This is a genomic window from Streptomyces narbonensis (assembly GCF_014649015.1).
Taxonomy (GTDB): domain Bacteria; phylum Actinomycetota; class Actinomycetes; order Streptomycetales; family Streptomycetaceae; genus Streptomyces; species Streptomyces narbonensis.
In genome coordinates this window covers 17,421-33,310 of record NZ_BMSF01000017.1, presented here as the reverse complement: position 1 = coordinate 33,310, position 15,890 = coordinate 17,421, and the positions used below count along the sequence as shown (strand labels likewise).

13 protein-coding genes are annotated in these 15,890 nt (G+C 70.8%); 8 read left to right on the top strand and 5 right to left on the bottom strand.

Features of this window, described 5'->3' with window-relative positions:
• Positions 1–58 precede the first annotated feature (58 nt).
• The 3 genes from IE124_RS27435 to IE124_RS27425 are packed head-to-tail and all read left to right on the top strand — an operon-like array spanning position 59 to position 4,298.
• Entirely contained in the window at positions 59–1,138 is a 1,080-nt protein-coding gene (locus tag IE124_RS27435) for a zinc-dependent alcohol dehydrogenase family protein (protein ID WP_189511459.1), read from the top strand.
• Positions 1,138–1,911 carry an HAD family hydrolase gene (locus IE124_RS27430; protein WP_189511457.1) on the top strand — a complete coding sequence of 258 codons (774 nt, stop codon included), beginning with the start codon at positions 1,138–1,140 and terminating at the stop codon, positions 1,909–1,911. Before IE124_RS27435 ends, IE124_RS27430 begins: the two co-directional genes overlap by 1 nt.
• Positions 1,908–4,298: a glycoside hydrolase family 65 protein gene (locus IE124_RS27425; protein ID WP_189511455.1), complete on the top strand. Its 2,391-nt coding sequence runs from the start codon at positions 1,908–1,910 to the stop codon at positions 4,296–4,298. Before IE124_RS27430 ends, IE124_RS27425 begins: the two co-directional genes overlap by 4 nt.
• Before the next feature lie 35 nt (positions 4,299–4,333).
• Here IE124_RS27425 and IE124_RS27420 read toward each other — a convergent pair whose 3' ends face one another.
• Both IE124_RS27420 and IE124_RS27415 read right to left on the bottom strand, forming a co-directional pair.
• A complete protein-coding gene (locus IE124_RS27420) occupies positions 4,334–5,323 on the bottom strand; it encodes an Acg family FMN-binding oxidoreductase (RefSeq protein WP_189511453.1) in 990 nt (329 codons plus the stop codon).
• Positions 5,324–5,345: 22 nt separating this feature from the next.
• Positions 5,346–5,969 carry a CBS domain-containing protein gene (locus IE124_RS27415; RefSeq protein WP_189511451.1) on the bottom strand — a complete coding sequence of 208 codons (624 nt, stop codon included), beginning with the start codon at positions 5,967–5,969 and terminating at the stop codon, positions 5,346–5,348.
• A 246-nt stretch (positions 5,970–6,215) separates the two neighbouring features.
• Between IE124_RS27415 and IE124_RS27410 the strand changes: the two genes are divergently transcribed.
• The 4 genes from IE124_RS27410 to IE124_RS27395 are packed head-to-tail and all read left to right on the top strand — an operon-like array spanning position 6,216 to position 12,391.
• Positions 6,216–7,118, top strand: coding sequence for a universal stress protein (locus tag IE124_RS27410; RefSeq protein ID WP_189511449.1), 903 nt, complete (start codon positions 6,216–6,218; stop codon positions 7,116–7,118).
• A complete protein-coding gene (locus IE124_RS27405) occupies positions 7,115–7,975 on the top strand; it encodes a universal stress protein (protein WP_189511447.1) in 861 nt (286 codons plus the stop codon). Before IE124_RS27410 ends, IE124_RS27405 begins: the two co-directional genes overlap by 4 nt.
• 7 nt (positions 7,976–7,982) lie before the next feature.
• Entirely contained in the window at positions 7,983–10,604 is a 2,622-nt protein-coding gene (locus IE124_RS27400; protein WP_189511446.1) for a cation-translocating P-type ATPase, read from the top strand.
• A 50-nt stretch (positions 10,605–10,654) separates the two neighbouring features.
• Positions 10,655–12,391, top strand: coding sequence for a sensor histidine kinase (locus tag IE124_RS27395; RefSeq protein ID WP_189511444.1), 1,737 nt, complete (start codon positions 10,655–10,657; stop codon positions 12,389–12,391).
• A 5-nt stretch (positions 12,392–12,396) separates the two neighbouring features.
• Here the strand turns inward: IE124_RS27395 and IE124_RS27390 are convergent, their stop codons facing one another.
• Genes IE124_RS27390 through IE124_RS27380 form a run of 3 tightly spaced genes read right to left on the bottom strand, consistent with a single transcriptional unit; the run spans position 12,397 to position 14,259 of the window.
• Positions 12,397–13,083, bottom strand: coding sequence for a response regulator (locus IE124_RS27390; protein WP_189511442.1), 687 nt, complete (start codon positions 13,081–13,083; stop codon positions 12,397–12,399).
• Positions 13,084–13,134: 51 nt separating this feature from the next.
• Positions 13,135–13,773 carry a CBS domain-containing protein gene (locus tag IE124_RS27385; RefSeq protein WP_189511439.1) on the bottom strand — a complete coding sequence of 213 codons (639 nt, stop codon included), beginning with the start codon at positions 13,771–13,773 and terminating at the stop codon, positions 13,135–13,137.
• A 27-nt stretch (positions 13,774–13,800) separates the two neighbouring features.
• The gene (locus IE124_RS27380; protein WP_189511433.1) at positions 13,801–14,259 is read right to left on the bottom strand and encodes a Crp/Fnr family transcriptional regulator; all 459 of its coding nucleotides are present in this window, start codon (positions 14,257–14,259) and stop codon (positions 13,801–13,803) included.
• Positions 14,260–14,675: 416 nt separating this feature from the next.
• On the opposite strand from IE124_RS27380, the gene IE124_RS27375 reads away from it, so the two are divergent.
• Positions 14,676–15,881: an NAD(P)/FAD-dependent oxidoreductase gene (locus IE124_RS27375; protein ID WP_189511431.1), complete on the top strand. Its 1,206-nt coding sequence runs from the start codon at positions 14,676–14,678 to the stop codon at positions 15,879–15,881.
• The last annotated feature ends 9 nt before the right edge of the window (positions 15,882–15,890 follow it).

Below are 15,890 nucleotides of genomic sequence, written 5' to 3'. Positions count from 1 at the left end.
GGACGGAGCCTGGTGGACGAGGACCGCGGCGAATCGCGACGGGAAGTGGGTGGGCGCCATGAAGGCACTCGTCTTCCAGGGCACCGGACAGATCGCCTGGAACGACGTACCGGACCCGGTCGTCGAGGATCCCGCCGACGCGATCGTGCGGGTCGACGCCGTCACCATCTGCGGCACGGACCTGCACATCCTGAAGGGCGACCTCCCCGAGGTGACGCCCGGCCGGGTCCTCGGACACGAGGCGGTCGGCACGGTGGTCGAGACCGGGGGCGACGTCCGCACGGTACGGGCGGGCGACCGCGTCCTGGTCTCCTGCATCACGGCCTGCGGAAGGTGCCGCTTCTGCCGTGAGAGCCGCTACGGACAGTGCCGGGGCGGAGGCGGCTGGATCCTCGGCCACACCGTCGACGGCACCCAGGCCGAGTACGTCCGGGTGCCCTTCGCCGACCTGTCGGTCCACCCGCTTCCGGACGCGATCGACAGCGCCGACGCCGTTCTGCTCGCCGACATCTTCCCCACCGCCTACGAGGTCGGGGTCCTGAACGGGGCGGTGCACCCCGCCGACACGGTGGTCGTGGTCGGCGCGGGCCCCATCGGCCTCGCCGCCGTCATCACGGCGGGCCTCTACAGCCCCGGCCGTATCGTCGCCGTCGACCTCGCCGAGTCCCGGCTGAGCGCTGCCCGTTCCCTCGGCGCGGACGCCACCGTGAACGCCGGGGAAGGCCCCGAGCAGCTCGTCGCGGATCTGACCGACGGACTCGGCGCCGACGTCGTCATGGAGGCCGTCGGTGTTCCGGAGGCGTTCGAGATGTGCACGCGCATGGTCCGACCAGGCGGCACGGTCGCCAACATCGGAGTCCACGGCGAGTCCGCGACGCTTCACCTCGAAGACCTGTGGATCAAGGACGTCACGATCACCACCGGTCTCGTGGACACCTCGTCCACACCCATGCTGCTGCGCATGATGGCCGCGGGGCGGCTGCCGTCGGCAGCACTGCTCACCCACCGGTTCGAACTGGGAGAGATGGAGGAGGCGTACGACGTCTTCGGCCGCGCGGCCGAGACCGGCGCCATCAAGGTCGCGCTGGGAGGCCCGCAGCACACAGCCGTGAGCCTCCCCGACACGTCGGCGGCCTGATGAACGGCCGAGGCTCGGGCTCTCGGCCGCCGGAGAGTGTCGTTCTCGACACCGACGGTGTTCTGCTCGACTCCGCCGTCGTGCACGCGGCGGCGTGGAAGAGCGCTTTCGACGCCTGCCTCGACCGGCTGGCGCCCGACAACGGAACACAGCCTCCCTTCGATGCGGACGCCGAATACCGTCGGCTCGTCGACGGAAGGTCCCGGTACGACGGCGCCGAGGCCTTCCTCACCGCCCGCGGCCTTCACCTCCCATCGGGAGAGCCCCACGACGCCCCCGGCCACGGCACGGTCTGGGCCGTCGCGGCACACAAGGAACGGGCGTTCCTCGATCTGCTGCGTACACAAGGCGTCACGGCCTTCGCCGACGTGAGGCCCGCCCTGACGGCTTTGCGCACGGCGGGCGTGCCATGTGCAGCCGTCTCCGCCTCGCGGCACGCCCGGACACTGATCCGTGCCGCCGGGCTCGCCGGTCTCCTCGCGGTGATCGTGGACGGCGCGGACGCCGCCGGGCTCGGCCTCGCCGGCAAGCCGGATCCCGCACTGTTCCTGCGGGCCGCCGCCCTCCTGGGCAGTCGCCCGCAAGAGAGCGCAGTCATCGAGGACGCACTCGCCGGAGTCGAGGCAGGACGCCGCGGTGGCTTCGGCCTCGTCGTCGGAATCGACCGCACCTCGCAGCGGAGCACCACTGCCCTCCTGCGGGAGAAGGGCGCCGACCTCGTCGTTCCCGATCTGACCACGCTGGTCCGGAGCGTGTGGGGTGAACGCGGATGACCACAGGCTGGACGTGGCAGTACGACCGCTACGACCCGGAACGCGAGCCACTGGTCGAAGCCCTTTGCACCCTCGGCAACGGCCGGTTCGCCACGAGGGGCTCCGCCCCTGAGTGCCCCGCCGGGACCCCGCACTACCCGGGCACCTATCTGGCCGGCTGCTACGACCGGCGCACCTCGGTCGTCGCGGGCGAGCGGGTCGAGAACGAGGACCTCGTCAACCTTCCGAACTGGACGTTGCTCCGCTACCGCTGCCTCCCGGACGACGGGCCGCCGGGCGAGTGGCTCACTCCCGACGCCGGCGAACTGTGCCATTACGCCGTACACCTCGACCTGTGTGCGGGGGTCCTCACACGACGCATGTTCTTCAGGGACGCTCGCGGGCGGGGCCTGCGCGTCAGCCACATCCGCCTCGTACACATGGGAGAACCCGGACTGGCGGCCCAGTGCACCCTCTTCCGCACCTACGGATGGAGCGGCGCCGTCGAAGTGCGGTCCCTGCTCGACGGCGCCGTCACCAACGCCGGAGTCGAGCGCTACCGGCATCTCGACGGGCGCCATCTCACCGACCACCGGACCGGATTCAAGGCCGACGGCGTCGCCTGGATCTCTTGCCGTACGGTCGACCCGGGCCTCCGGATCGCCATGGCCGTACGCACGGTCACCCGCCCCGCGCGGTCCGCCCGGAAGGTCGCCACCTCGACCGGCACCGAACAGACGTACCGCCTGCCGGTCGCACCCCGCCGCTCGGCGATGGTCGTGAAGACCCTGGCGCTGCACACATCGATGGACTGGCCCTCCGCCGACCCGCTCACAGCGGCCACTGACGTGATCGCTCGAACTCCCGCCTTCTCCCGGCTGCTCTCCGCCCACAAGGCGGCATGGCGGCGGGTCTGGGAGGAGGGGGAGCTGCATGTGCCCGGTGAGGCGGGCCGCATCCTGCGCCTGCACGTGTTCCACCTGCTGCAGACGCTGTCCCCGCACACGGCGGAGCTCGACGTGGGCGTGCCCGCGCGGGGCCTGCACGGTGAGGCGTACCGAGGACATGTCTTCTGGGACGAGCTCTTCGTCCTCCCCTACCTGAACCTCCACTTCCCCGAGGTGGCCCGGGCACTGCTCATGTACCGGCACAGACGGCTGCCTGCCGCCCGAGAGGCCGCTCGCCTCGCCGGCCGGTCAGGGGCCATGTATCCCTGGCAGAGCGCGAGTTCCGGCCGCGAGGAGACCCAGGCCCTGCACCTCAACCCGCGCTCCGGACGCTGGCTGCCCGACCATTCCCACCTCCAGCGCCATGTGGGGTCCGCCGTCGCGTACAACGTCTGGAAGTACGCGCAGGCCACCGGCGACAGAGGATTCCTCCACTCGGCCGGTGCGGAGATCCTGCTTGAGATCGCCGGTTACTGGGCCGGGGCCGCCACCTTCGACAGCGAGCTCGGCCGCTACCGCATCCGGGGGGTCGTGGGACCGGACGAGTACCACGACGCCTATCCCGATGCCACGGACCCGGGCATCGACGACAACGCCTACACCAACGCAACCACCGCCTGGGTTCTCGCCCGCGGTCTCGACCTGCTCGGCGAACTGCCTGCGGGCCGGCGCTCGGAACTCTCTCAGCAGCTGTCGCTGGACGACGGTGAACTCGCCCGATGGGAGGACGTCTCCCGCCGCCTTCACATCCCGTTCCACCAGGGCGTGGTGAGCCAGTTCGAGGGGTACGGAGACCTGGAGGAGCTCGACTGGGAGGCGTACAGGGCCCGTTACGGAGACATCCGCAGGCTCGACCGGATCCTGGAGGCCGAGGGCGACACGGTCAACCGCTACCAGGCGTCGAAGCAGGCCGACACCCTCATGCTCGGCTACCTCTTCCGGCCCGAGGAGCTGTACGGCCTGTTCGGCCGGCTCGGCTACGCCCTGGACGACGAGATGTGGCGTGCGACCGTCGCGTACTACCTGCGCCGTACCAGCCACGGCTCGACGCTCAGCAGCCTCGTCCACGGATGGGTGCTTGCCCGGCAGAAGGGAGCCGACGCCTGGCAGTACTGCGAGGAGGCCCTGCTCGCGGATGTGGCCGACGTCCAGGGCGGAACGACCGGCGAGGGCATTCATCTCGGCGCGATGGCCGGCACGATCGATTTCGTCGAAAGAGGGATCACCGGCCTGGAAACGGGGCCGGAAGGGCTTCGCGTGGCTCCGGTGACGCTCGCGGAGATCCCCCGGTTCACCTTCACCCTGTGCTGCGGTCCTCATCGAGGGGTACGCCTGCGGATGCTCCCCGGACGGCTGGCAGTCAGCGTTCCCGCTTCGCCCGAGGGCCCGCTCGCCGTCACGCTCCCCGGCGGGCGGCGGGTGACCGTCGCACCCGGACAGGAGCGCTGGTTCCGTCTGTGACAGGCGCTTCAGTGGAAGGTGAGCACTTCGGGGCTTCAGTCGAAGGTGAGCACTTCGGAGACGGGTCGGCGTGGTGTGGCCCGCCCCTGGGGGCCGTAGCCCAGGCGGAGCACCATGTGGACGAAGGCCGTCGTCGAAGCCGGATCGCGTATGGCGGAGCGTAGTTCGGACCACTCCAGGGGCTGTGACATGAGGGAGGTGGACAGACCGTCGAGGGTGGCCCGGAGCAGGACCCGGTGCAGCGCCTGACCGGCCATCAGCCAGTGTCGCGGATTGTCGTCGACCGTGCCGAGGAGGGCGATCTGCGGCCGCTTCTCGAAGCGTGCCGAAGTGCGTTCCGCGACGCGCCGGGGTGAGTCGAAGTCCCGGACCGGAGAGGTGACGTCGTACTGCCGCGGGCCGAAGGCGTACGAAGGGATGCCCTCGGTCTCGGAGCCCTCGCCGGGCGCACCCGTGCGCGTCCAGGCGGCGATCTCCGCGCGAACCGCCGCGTCCGCGGCCTCGAACCTTTCGGAGTCGTGGACGATCTCGAGGACGGAGTCGGTGTGCCAGTCGCCCGGCACGACCAGTTGGCAGCCCTCCAGGAGGGCCGCGGCCCGCAGACCGTCGATCACCTCGGAGGGGATCCGCTCCTCGGTGAAGGGGAAGCGGCTGGTGTGGCGCCGCGGCAGGGCGGTGTGGAGTGCGAGGAGATCGCGGTCGATGTCGTCGGGTCCGTGGAGTTCCACATCGGCGAAGTGCCAGCGGTCTTCTGGGCGTGGCAGCAGCCGGACAGCGGCGTGCCGGCCTCTGTGCGCGGCGCCGATGCGCAGACCGAACAGGGCGGCGCCGCAGCCGAGGTGGAGGGCACGGTGGTCCGGGTCCTCCGCCGGCATGCCGCGCAGCGGATCGCCGTGCAGTTCGATGACGTCCGTGCTCGTCCTGCACACGAACTTCCAGGGCTGTGCGTTGTGCATGGAGGGTGCTGTGACGGCGTCCTCGATCAGCGACGTCACGAGCGGTCGGGTCAAAGCGGTGATGGACACGGTTCGTCCTGTCTGCGGTGAGTCACCAAGAGATGTCGTGCGGAGACCGGGTGGAGGACGCGAGACGTGCGTCGTCCTCGTGGAAGGACAGGCGGTCCACGACGGCGACGACGCCATCGACCTCCTCGGCGAGTCCGACGAGCATCTGGGCCTGACTCCGCCGCCGGACGCGGCCCCCCAGCGTCACCACACCGTCCAGGACGTGCACGTCCACTGCGTCCCCGGGCAGGTCCATGGCATCAGTGAGGACGTCCTCGCGGATGCGCTGCCGTATCTCCGCGTCCGGGCGGAGATAGACGCACAGCAGATCGCGGCGCGTCACGATGCCGACCAGTCGTTCCTCCTCGTCGACCACGGGAAGGCGCTCGACTCCGCGACGCACCATCAGCCGTGCCGCGTCCGCCACCGTCTCCTCGGCGTGGACGGTGATGGCCGGTGTGGTCATGAGGTCCCGCGCGGTCAGCTCGTCGCGGGCCAGGAGGTCACTCTCGGAGACGACACCGATGACACGGTCGTCCTCGTCCACGACGGGCACTCCGCTGATGTCGTGTTCGGCGAGCGACTTCGCCACGTCCCGGAACGACGCGGCAGGAACGGTGGAGACCACGTCGTCGGTCATCAGACCGCCGACCTTCATGTGCTTCATCACCGCGCCTCCTGTCCGAGGGTTCGGCCGGTGTGCTGTCCCGTGTCACCACCCTCCGCCGCACGCCCGTGGTCGGCGAGGGCCGAATGGTCCACCCTCAGGCCCGAACGGGCTCGTCGGTGCCGGTCCACGCGACGCCCCGCCCGGCTGGGACCTTCGGTCCCGTCATTGGCCCCAGCGGCCCTCCAGCCGCTCGGGACCACCTGCCAGGGTGAAAGGAGCCCCTGGACCGCGCGAGGAGGAGCGATGGACGGAACCACAGCCCGTCCCGGCCTCGGCAGGGTAGTCGTCGGCGTCGACGGATCACCGTCCGCACGCACGGCGGTGATGTGGGCGGCAGCGGAGGCGGAGTTGCGGGGCAGCACTCTCTTCCTCGTCCATGCGGTTGAGACGGACGGACAGGCCCCGTTTCTGTCCCAGGCGGAGATCGTCAGGAGTCGGCAGGGGGGAAGGGAGCTGCTCGACCGGACCGCCGAGGCGATCACGGCACGCCACAGCGAGCTGACGGTCGTCACGGAACTCACCGACGGTGAGGCCCCCGACGGTCTGCGTCGGGCCGCCGCCCGGACGGGCACGATCGTCGTCGGACACCGGGGCCTCGGCGGGTTCACCTCGCTGTTGCTCGGATCGGTCGGTCTGGAGGTCACTGCCGGCGCCACCACGCCCGTGGTCGTGGTGCGTGGTACCGCGGAGCCCGTCGAGGCCCGCGTGGTTCTTGCGGCGGTGCGGGACGAGGCCGACGTGGGATGTGCCCGCGCGGGGGCACGCGAGGCCTTGCTGCGAAAGGTACCCCTGCGGCTCCTGCACATCTGGAGTGTCGGGCTGTCCGCTCGCTCACAGACCGCGCTGCACAACGGTGACGACGAGATCGCCCGCGATCACGTACGCGTACCGTCCTCGCTCGCGGACCGAGTCCGAGGGGAGTTCCCGGGACTCACCGTGCACGCCGAAGGCCAGAAGAGCCGCAGCGTGCCGGGGGCACTCGTGGACGCGTCGCACCACGCAGACCTTCTGGTCGTCGGTGGCCGGCGCTCGCCCGGATACCTCGGACCCACCATCGGCCGGACCACGCTCAGCCTGCTGCAGCACGCCCACTGCCCTGTGGAGCTCATCCCCCGGCAAGGGCCCGGACACGGGAGCACCTCATGACACGCACCGCGGACCGCCGTGACATCGTCGTCGGAATCGACCCGGTCAGGAACTGGCACCTGGCCCTCGCCTGGGCCGCGGACGAGGCTCATCTGCGAGGAGCGGGACTGCGTCTGATGGTCGCCGTACCCCCGACGCACGACACCCGGCATGTCGACGACACCCCTCGCCACGTGGCACAGCGGCAGGCCGGCTCAGAAGCTCTGCGTACGGCACTCACCTGGGCGCACGCCCGGCAGCCGGGCGTCACGGCCACCTCCTCTCTTCTTGACGGGCTCCCGGCGGCAGCCCTGGCCGCTGTGTCGGACGAGGCCGACATCATCGTGCTGGGCTCCCGGCACCTCAGCCGTACCGAGGAGTTCCTGAGCGCCGGTTCCCTGGTCGTCCCGGTCACGGCGAAGGCACGCTGCCCGGTCGTCGTCGTCGGCGACGCGGAACACCTCACCCAGGAGACGCCCTATCTCGTCGTCGGCGTCGACGGCAGCGAGTTTTCTCGCGCCGCCCTGGCCTGGGCCTTCGAGGAAGCAGACCTCCGGCGCTGCGCCCTGCGGGCCATCGCCGTCTGGCAGCCCCCCGTCTTCACCCTGCACAGCGGTGACACGCTGTTCCATGCCGAACGCCGCCTGCTCTCGGAGACCACCGCGGGCTGGGCGGAGAAGTACCCTGACGTCCGGCTCACACACGAGGTGCTGATCGGCTCGCCCGTCGAGAACCTCGCGGACGCCGCCGAACACGCACTGGCCGTCGTCGTCGGCCGCAGGGGCCGGGGCGGGTACAGCGGGATGCGCGTCGGCTCCGTCGTCCACGGGCTGCTCCACCGCGCCCACTGCCCGGTGATCACCGTCCCTGTGAGGTGAGCGGGCCATGACCGCGTCGGAGGCGGACCGGGCCCTCGCCCCGGTGCGGGACACCACGGGACTCAGCGAGGCCGAGGCCGCCCGTCGGCTGGCCGGCACGGGCCCCAACGCGGTCACCGCGCGAAAGCCCGTGCGGGTCCACAGCAGGATCCTGGCCCAACTGACCGACCCGCTGATCATGGTGCTCCTCGGGGCCGTCGTACTGACCCTCGCGATAGCTGACTATCCCGACGCGATCGTCATCGGGATGGTCGTCCTCGTGAACACCACCGTCGGTGTGGCACAGGAGATCAGGGCCGACAACGCCGTCGCCGCACTCTCGGCCCTCACCGCCCCGCACGCGCGCGTGCGGCGCGACGGCACGGTCCGCGACCTCCCGGCGGCGTCGATCGTCCCCGGTGACGTCCTCCTGGTCGGTGAGGGCGACATCGTCGCCGCCGACGCCGAGCTCGCCGAGGCCTCCGCCGTCCTGGTGGACGAGTCCATGCTCACGGGGGAGTCCGTGTCGGTGGACAAGGACCCGGGTGCGACCCTGAGCGCGGGCACGGTCGTCGTCCGCGGCCGAGGCGTGGCCGTGGTCTCGGCGACCGGGGCGTCCAGTGCGCTCGGCCGTATCGCGGCTCTCCTCGACGAACGCCGCGAGCCGACCCCCCTACAGCGCCGGCTCTCCGCCCTCGGGCGCGTCCTCGCGGCTGTGACGCTCGCCCTGTGCGTCCTGGTCTTCGCCCTGGGCCTGGTGCGGGGGCTCCCGCTGGGGACTATGGCGGTGACCGCCATCAGCCTGGCCGTGGCGGCCGTCCCCGAATCCCTTCCGGCCGTCGTCACCCTGGCCCTGGCACTCGGAGCCCGGCGCATGGCCGCCCGGCACGCCCTGGTGCGGCGGCTGCCCGCGGTCGAGACGCTCGGCTCGGTGTCCGTCCTCGCCACCGACAAGACCGGCACCCTGACGGAGGGCCGCATGGTCGTGCAGCACCTCTGGACACCGTGCGTGACCGCCGAGCTCTCGGGGGTGGGCTACGAACCAGAGGGCCAGGTCCTTGTCGCCGGGAGACCGGCGGAGGCACACGAGCTCGAACCGCTGACGGAGCTGCTGACCGTGACCGCTCTGTGCAACGACGCCACACTGCGCCCACCGGACGACGGAGCGTCCGACGGCCGTTGGACAGCCCTGGGCGACCCCATGGAGGCTGCCCTGCTGGCGGCCGCTGCCAAGACGGGCTGCCCGGAGCCGACGGAACTGTCGGTGACCAGCCCCCGGATCGGGGAAGCGCCGTTCGACAGCCTCCGCAGACGCATGACCACCCTCCACAAGGCCGGGGAAGACCGGGTGCTCGTCTGCCTGAAAGGCGCCCCCGAAGCCGTCCTCGACCCCGCAGTCCTGCAAGATCCTCCCGAGGTGCTCGCGGCTGCACACCAGGAGGCCGCACGCCTGGCCACCCGTGGATACCGCGTGCTCGCAGTCGCGTCGGGAGTGCGGAACGACCTCCCGACACCGGTCACCGAGGCGGAGTCGGGGCTCACGCTCCTCGGCCTCGTCGCGCTCAGCGACCCGCCGAAACCGCACGCCGCCGCGACCCTCGCCTCCTGTCGTGCGGCCGGGATCACGCCCGTCCTCATCACCGGGGACCATCCGGCGACCGCTCGGGCGGTGGCGTCCCACGTCGCTCTCCTGGGCGACGGCGGCGATACGGAAGGCCGCGTCGCCACCGGGGCCGACGTGACCGCGGGTCGCGTGGCCGACCTCACTTCGGTGCGGGTCTTCGCCCGAACGGACCCCCAGCAGAAGCTGGACATCGTTGAGGCGTGGCGAGCCGGGGGAGCGGTGACCGCCATGACCGGCGACGGCGTCAACGACGGCCCTGCCCTGCACCGGGCCGACATCGGCGTCGCCATGGGCGCACGCGGCACGGAGGTCGCACGGCAGGCCGCCGACCTCGTCCTCACCGACGACGAGCTCTCGACGGTCGTGGCGGCCGTCGAGGAGGGAAGGCGTGTCTACGACAACATCCGCCGGTTCCTCGTCTACGGGATGGCCGGCGGCGCGGCAGAGATCCTCGTGATGCTCATCGGACCGCTGCTCGGGCTGCCGCTGCCCCTTCGCGCCGGCCAGATCCTGTGGATCAACCTCCTGACACACGGCCTCACGGGCGTCGCCATGGGCGCCGAACCCGCATCCCCGGGAGCCATGCACCGCCCGCCGCGCCCACCCGACCAACACATTCTCGGCGGTGGCTCCTGGCAGAGGCTGCTTCTTCTCGCGGCCGTCGTCACGGCGGCCTCCCTCGGCGCGGGCCTCGCCGCGCAGGCACTGGACCTGCCCTGGCAAAGCGTGCTCTTCCTCGCCCTGCTCGCCGCGCAACTCGGCGTCGCCCTGGGACTGCGCACTCGACTTCTCACCAAGGAGAACCCCTTCCTCCCGCTGTCCGTCCTCGCTTCTGCCCTTCTGGCGGCGGCAGCGCTGTACGTGCCCTTCCTGAACTCGGTCCTGGAGACCGAGCCACTCGGCTGGGCGGGCGCCGGGATCGCTCTCGCGTGCGCGCCCGCCGGATTCGTCGCGGCCCGCGCGGTACGGACCGCCTTCCACCCAGGTGGTCCGGCAGGAACAGGTGGTTCGACCGGACTACGGTGAAGGTGTGCGCTTCGGGTGCAGCCCGTGCGCTCGACGCAGCCGGAGGTTCGATGGGCCGGGAGGACACCAAGCCAGCAGGTACACGGCTACCACGCCTGCGACTCGACGAGCTGATCGACGAGGTCCAGGTGCGTATCGACGAGGTGCGTGGCACCAGGGACCGGCTCAACGGGCTACTCGAAGCCGTGATGTCCGTGGGCCGGGAACTGGACCTGCCTCAGGTGCTGCGCGGCATCGTGGAATCCGCCGTGACTCTGGTGGACGCCGAGTACGGGGCCCTGGGCGTCATCGGTGACGACCGGAATCTGTCGGAGTTCCTCCCCATCGGCATCGACGACGAACTCCGTGAGCGGATCGGCGCGCTACCGTCCGGACACGGCATCCTCGGCGAGCTGATCCGCAACCCCAAGCCGCTGCGCTTGCCGGAGCTGTCCGAGCACCCGGCCTCGTACGGATTCCCGGCCCACCATCCGCCGATGCACACGTTCCTGGGCGTGCCCATCCGCGTCCGCGACGAGGTGTTCGGCAATCTCTACCTCACGGAGAAGCGCGGAGGAGCCGACTTCGACGCCGAGGACGAGGCCGTCGTGACGACCCTGGCCGTGGCGGCCGGCATCGCCATCGAGAACGCCCGCCTCTACGAGGAGGGCAGGCTCAGGCAGCGGTGGCTGGCCGCGAACTCCGACCTGACCAGCGCACTCCTGTCCGGCGCGGAGGAGCCCCAGGTCCTCGACGGGATGCTGGAACAGGCTGTGGCCATCGCGGGCGCCGACATGGGGGTCTTCTACCTGGTGGGTGAAGGCGGTGAGCTGCGGGGCTCGCTGGCCTGTGGTGAGAGGGCCGAAGCCCACCGGGGCGTTGTCCTTCCGAGCAGCGAAGGAACCCTGGTCGAGGCCGCCCTCGCGCAGGAGGGCCTGGTCACGGTCGCCGATGTCGAGAACGAACCGCGCATCAGAGTGCAGCCCGAACGGTGGAAGGGGTTCGGACCGGCGGTGGCCGTCACGGTCGGCACCAAGGAGCGGCTGACCGGTGTGCTGATCCTCGCCAGGCGGCACGGGCGACCCCTCTTCAAGGCTGCCGAAGTCAGCGCCCTTCCCGGATTCGCGGGGCAGGCAGCCCTGGCGCTCGAACTGGCGGACCGCCGTCGTGACGCGGAGCAGGTGAGCCTGCTGGAGGACCGCGACCGGATCGCCCGAGACCTCCACGATCTGGCGATCCAGCGCCTCTTCGCCACGGGGATGACGCTGCAGAGCGCCCGGCGCTTCGTCGAGCACCCGGAGGCCGTGGACCGATTGACCCGGGCCATCGACGACCTCGACTCCACCATCAAGATCATCCGATCGACCATCTTCGGCCTCCGGGAACACGACACCCCGGGAACCGCGCCGAAACTGCGAAACCGCGTGGTCAAGGCCGTGGATACGGCGGCGTCAACGCTCGGATTCGCTCCGGCGCTGCGTATGGAGGGCCTGATCGACACCGACGTACCGACGGAGGCGGCCGAGGAGGTGCTCGCCGTCCTCGGGGAGGCCCTCTCCAACGTGGCACGGCACGCCCGGGCCCGAAAGGCGGAGGTGTCCGTCGTGGCCGACGACGGCGTGTTGGCGGTGACGGTGAGCGATGACGGAGTGGGCATCCCGCACGGCGGCAGCCGCAGCGGACTGCGGAACCTGTCCGAACGGGCCGAGCGGCTGGGCGGCGCGCTATCGGTCCACGCACGAGCGGCGCCGGGCAGCGGCACGGTCCTCGAGTGGCGGATCCCGCTCACGGCCGAGCGGGTGGAATGAGCAGCCTACGTGGCCTCGGCGTCGTGCTCGTGGACCTGCGCGGCGATGACGGCCGCCTGTACGCGGCGTTCCACACCGAGTTTGCCGAGCAGCCGGGATATGTGGTTCTTGACGGTCTTCTCGGACAGATAGAGCCGCTTGGCGATCTGTCGGTTGGTGAGCCCCTCGCCGATGAGGTCGAGCACCGACCGTTCCCTGTCGGACAACACGGCGAGCCGTTCGTCCTCCGGCGGCTTCGCCGCCTCGGGGTCGCGCAGCGAGTGCATCAGCCGGGCGGTGGTGGCCGGGTCGAGCATCGACTGCCCGGTGGCCACGGTCCGTACCGCAGCCACCAGGTCCGACCCCTTGATCTGCTTCAGGACGTACCCGGACGCCCCCGCCATGATCGCGTCGAGAAGAGCGTCCTCGTCGTCGAATGACGTCAGCATCAAGCACGCGACGTCAGGCATCCGTGACCGCAGCTCTCGGCACACCGATATGCCGTCCCCGTCGGGCAGGCGCACGTCGAGCACCGCCACGTCCGGCCGTAGGGCGGGTCCCCTGGCCAGCGCCTGCTCCGCCGTCGCCGCCTCGCCGACCACTTCCATGTCGGGCTCGTCGTCGACCAGGTCGCGAAGGCCCCGGCGGACGACCTCGTGGTCATCGACAAGGAAGACCCGCGCGGGTGTGGTGGCTGTCGGCAGATCGGACATGGCGACCCCTGCGATCGGTGGGTTCGTATCGGCCCCCACAAGGATTGTCCGTCATACAGCGTCTTCGTGGGCACCGAGATCCATCCGTACGTCGACGACACCCTCCACCGCCCGCACGGCGCGTGCGAGCAGCGGCACCAGCGACCGTTCGAGGAGTGCACCGTGAAGGGTGGCCACGCCCTCCCGCACGGAGACGTCGAGCCCTGCCGGGGCGGCCGACTCGCCGAGGATGGAACGGCGGATCTCCTCCTCGATCTCGCCGTCCGTCCGGAGGAACACCTTGAGCAGGTCGCTCCGGCTGACGACCCCTTCCAGCATTCCGATCCCGTTCACCACCGGCAGCCGCTTCACCTTCCGGGTGGCCATGATCCGTGCCGCCTCGGCGAGCGTCGCGTCCGGGTGGACGGTCACGGCCGGACTCGACATGAGCTCACCGGCCCGCAGGGCTCCGGCCTTGGCCGCCTCGGCGAATTCGTCCGGGCGGGGCTCCTCCAGCCGGAACTCCTCCTTCGGCAGGAGATCCGCCTCCGACACGACTCCGACGACACGTCCCTCGCCTTCAAGGACGGGAAGGGCACTGACCTTCCACTGGTCCAAGAGCGCGACGATCTCCTTGTAGGGCGCGTCGCGGCCGATCGCGACGGCGGTGTGGGTCATGACGTCGCTGACGGTGTAGTGCGAGGCGGACATGGCGTTCTCCCGGAGGTGGGCGAGGGTCTACAGGCCGCTGCCGTGCGGGGCGTACAGATCGAGCAGCCGTACGCGGGCGGAGACGAGGCGACGAGCGAGCGTCTGCCCGACGAGCTGCCCGAGGGCGGAGCCGAGGTCCGGATCGGCGTTCTTCATCCGGCGCACGGCCATCGCATCGAACTCGTACGCCCGCACACGTGTCATGGCCTCCGCTCCGGAGTGCCGGCGATACGGGGCGAACAGCCAAGACCATCCGAGCAGCTCACCCGCGTTCACGGTGTCGATCACCGCCGACCGTGTGCCAGGCACCGAGACGTCCAAGGTGACCGTGCCCGTCCGAAGGATCCAGAAGCGCAGGGCGGGATCGCCCTCCTCGAACAGTCGGGTGCCTTCCTGGAGGTCCACCGGGCGGCTGCAGACCATCAGCCGCGCATGCTGGTCGGCGGACAGAAGCGTCGTGAGCCTGGGGGAAGCAAGTGAGCTCATCGGGGACCTCCTGATCGGGTGTCCGCATCCAGTTTCCGCTCCACATCACGGGGAGCGGGAGGGCCGGATGGCCCCCACTTCGCTGCCCGCAACGCGTGTCCCACCCTGCCGATGTGGGAAACGGCGATCGAGGTGGATGACGAGACGCGTCGTCGTGGCCTGGGACGCGCACTGGCCATTGCCGTCCGCCGTCTCGCACCTGACGGAGAACCGGTGGTACGGCGAGCGCTCGGCAGTTGCTTGTACGGGCCCGCCGCCTCCGCCACCGTCTACCCGCTGATGGCACGGGCAGGAATCGAGGTCGTTCGAACCACCAAGAGCGAATGTGGCCCACGTCACCTATGGCGCCTGTCAGGAATCGGGGCGCTGTTCCGCTCAAGTCACCGAGAGCCAAGCGAACGAAGAGGAGTAACACCATGAAGCACCGCATCGTCGTCCTCGGCGCCGGCTATGCCGGGGCCTACGCGGCCGGGACCCTGGCCCGCCGGCTGTCGCCGGAGGACACCGAGGTCACCGTGGTCAACGTCGAGCCGGACTTCGTCCAGCGGTTGCGGCTGCACCAGCTCGCGGCCGGCCAGGAGATCGAGGCTCCCCGGCTCACCGAGGTCTTCGCCGGCACGGGGATACGGCTGCGCCTGGCCCGTGTCACGGCCGTCGACCCCGAACGCCAGGTCGTCGCCGTGGCCGACGCCGACGGCGGCGGCCAGATCGGTTACGACACGCTTGTCTACGCGCTGGGCAGCCACGGTGACGACCGCGGCGTCCCCGGCGTGGCCGAGCACGCCTTCGACGTCGCCGCCCGGCCCTCCGCGCTGCGCCTGCGTGAGCGCCTGGACGGCCTGGAGAAGCGAGGCGAAGGCGTGAAAGTCCTGGTCGTCGGCGACGGCTTGACCGGCATCGAGACCGCCACCGAGATCGCCGAATCCCGCCCCGGCCTCTCGGTGACGCTGGTCGCCCGCGGAGAGCTGGGCGCCCAGCTCTCCGCCGGAGCCCGCGGCCACCTGCGCCAGGTCTGCGATCGGCTGGGCGTCATCGTCCTGGAGCACACGAGCGTCGACGCCGTCGAGGAGACGCGGGTGCTGTGCGCGGACGGCACCGCCCTGGCGTCCGACGCGACCGTGTGGACGGCCGGGTTCGCGGTCAGCTCCATCGCCGCCGTCGGCGGGCTCGAGGTCACCGGGGACGGCCGGATCGTGGTCGATCGCACCATGCGGTCGGTCTCGCACCCGAACGTCTACGCCGTCGGCGACAGCGGCTACGTCATCGGCGACAACGGCCGGCCGCTGCCGATGTCCTGCGCCTCGGCCGGCTACACCGGCCGGCAGGCCGTGGACGCGATCGTCGGACGCCTGACCGGCGGCAAGATCGCGAACACCAAGCTGGAGTACCCGGGCAACCACATCAGCCTCGGGCGGCAGGACGGAATCCTGCAGTTGGTCGACGGCGAAGGACAGGCGAAGCCGAAGTTCATGGGCGGCCGGAAGGCCGCCCGGATCAAGGCGGGCATCCTCAGGATGTCGTTGTGGGCCACCGAGCACCCGACCTTCGGCCTGCCCAAGCGCAAGCACCACCTCCTGGCCGCCGCGCCGAAGGCGTCCGCTGCGGAGAAGGCGGTCGCGTAGCCGGCGGGT

Excerpts from the sequence above, each read along its gene's own strand:
- IE124_RS27380 (WP_189511433.1), bottom strand. The coding sequence starts at position 14,259 with ATGAGCTCACTTGCTTCCCCCAGGCTCACGACGCTTCTGTCCGCCGAC.
- IE124_RS27430 (WP_189511457.1), top strand. The coding sequence starts at position 1,138 with ATGAACGGCCGAGGCTCGGGCTCTCGGCCGCCGGAGAGTGTCGTTCTC.
- IE124_RS27435 (WP_189511459.1), top strand. The coding sequence starts at position 59 with ATGAAGGCACTCGTCTTCCAGGGCACCGGACAGATCGCCTGGAACGAC.
- IE124_RS27410 (WP_189511449.1), top strand. The coding sequence starts at position 6,216 with ATGGACGGAACCACAGCCCGTCCCGGCCTCGGCAGGGTAGTCGTCGGC.
- IE124_RS27405 (WP_189511447.1), top strand. The coding sequence starts at position 7,115 with ATGACACGCACCGCGGACCGCCGTGACATCGTCGTCGGAATCGACCCG.
- IE124_RS27400 (WP_189511446.1), top strand. The coding sequence starts at position 7,983 with ATGACCGCGTCGGAGGCGGACCGGGCCCTCGCCCCGGTGCGGGACACC.
- IE124_RS27415 (WP_189511451.1), bottom strand. The coding sequence starts at position 5,969 with ATGAAGCACATGAAGGTCGGCGGTCTGATGACCGACGACGTGGTCTCC.
- IE124_RS27390 (WP_189511442.1), bottom strand. The coding sequence starts at position 13,083 with ATGTCCGATCTGCCGACAGCCACCACACCCGCGCGGGTCTTCCTTGTC.
- IE124_RS27395 (WP_189511444.1), top strand. The coding sequence starts at position 10,655 with ATGGGCCGGGAGGACACCAAGCCAGCAGGTACACGGCTACCACGCCTG.
- IE124_RS27385 (WP_189511439.1), bottom strand. The coding sequence starts at position 13,773 with ATGTCCGCCTCGCACTACACCGTCAGCGACGTCATGACCCACACCGCC.
- IE124_RS27375 (WP_189511431.1), top strand. The coding sequence starts at position 14,676 with ATGAAGCACCGCATCGTCGTCCTCGGCGCCGGCTATGCCGGGGCCTAC.
- IE124_RS27425 (WP_189511455.1), top strand. The coding sequence starts at position 1,908 with ATGACCACAGGCTGGACGTGGCAGTACGACCGCTACGACCCGGAACGC.